Here is a 1,295-nt window from a genome sequence, read left to right as displayed (position 1 = left end):
TGGGGTTAACCTGTTTTCGTGGACACCTTGATTAGCGGGATCGTGGGATTCTGCGGGAGGGTGTTCTCTATGAATGTTGCACGTCGAAAGTTTTCTCCGGAGTATCGGGCCAATGCTGCCAAGTTGGTGATTGATACCGGCAGGCCGGTTGCGCAGGTCGCGGCCGAGCTGGGGCTGGGTGCGCAGACGCTGGGGCGCTGGGTCTCTGCTGAGCGGGCCCGTGAATCCGGAACGGGCGCGGAGGCCACTGGTGCGAATGCGGAATTGGCGCGGTTGCGCAAAGAGAACGCGCAGCTGCGGATGGATAACGAATTTTTGGGAAAAGCCGCAGCCTTCTTCGCCTCCAAGCATCCGAACAAGAATGCTTCGAACTAATGGGTGCGGAGAAGGCCAACTATCCGGTGGCCAGGATGGCACGGCTGCTGGGGGTATCCCGCTCGGGGTTCTACGCCTGGGAGCAACGGAAGCGGCAGGTGGTTCCCGGGCCGGCTGCCCTGCGCCGCGGAATATTGGACCGGCAGGTGGTGCGGATCCATACCGAATCGCACGCCACCTATGGTGCGCCCAGGATCCGTGCGGTCTTGTCCGGCATGGGAGTCGGCGTGGATGTGAAAACGGTCGCAGCTTCCCTGCGCCGGCAGGGCTTGGAAGGCATCTCCCCGCGGAAATTCACGCCTGTTGCCCCGTTGGGGAAGGTGCGTGCGCACTCGATCCCTGACCTGGTCGAACGGCGCTGGGACACCGGGGCATTGGATGCCATCTGGATTTCGGACATCACCTATCTGCGGACGCAGCAGGGCTGGGTGTACCTCTGCGCGGTCCGTGACGGGTGTTCCAGGCGGGTGATCGGTTGGGCCATGGATTCAGTGCAGGACACCGCGCTGGTCATCAAGGCCCTGCGCATGGCGATGGTCCTGCGCCAAGGCAACCCGGGCGAGGTCGTGTTCCACGCCGACCGCGGAACGCAGTTCACCTCGGCCCAGATGCATGCCGTGTGTAAGGAGCTCGGGGTGAGCCAGTCCGTGGGACGGACCGGGGTTTGCTGGGATAATGCGATGCAGGAGTCATTTTGGTCAACGCTGAAAACGGAGTTCTACAACCGCCGTTCTTGGCCGACACGGCACGAAGCCATGACCGCCACGGGGTGCTGGATCGAGGAGTTCTACAACCGACAACGGATCCACTCCGCGCTCGACTACCTCAGCCCGGTCGCCTACGAAAACCAGGTCAAGCTCGACCAACTTCAGACGGCAAAAGCCGCCTGACCAACCGTCCACGATTTGCGGATAACCTCA

The 1,295-nt window shown here is 62.3% G+C and carries 1 protein-coding gene; it reads left to right on the top strand.

What is annotated here, in order from left to right:
* The first annotated feature begins 60 nt into the window (after positions 1–60).
* Positions 61–1,265 (top strand): IS3 family transposase gene (locus tag ACFUCV_RS15005; RefSeq protein ID WP_380817139.1). Its coding sequence is split into 2 segments (ribosomal slippage): positions 61–331 and positions 331–1,265, totalling 1,206 coding nucleotides; the frame shifts between segments, so codons are not numbered across the junction.
* Positions 1,266–1,295 lie beyond the last annotated feature (30 nt).

Origin of the sequence: Specibacter sp. NPDC057265 (assembly GCF_042668835.1) — a bacterium.
Classification (GTDB): Bacteria; Actinomycetota; Actinomycetes; order Actinomycetales; family Micrococcaceae; genus Specibacter.
The sequence above is the reverse complement of the archived record's forward strand: the minus strand, read 5'-3'. Positions and strand labels throughout refer to the sequence as shown.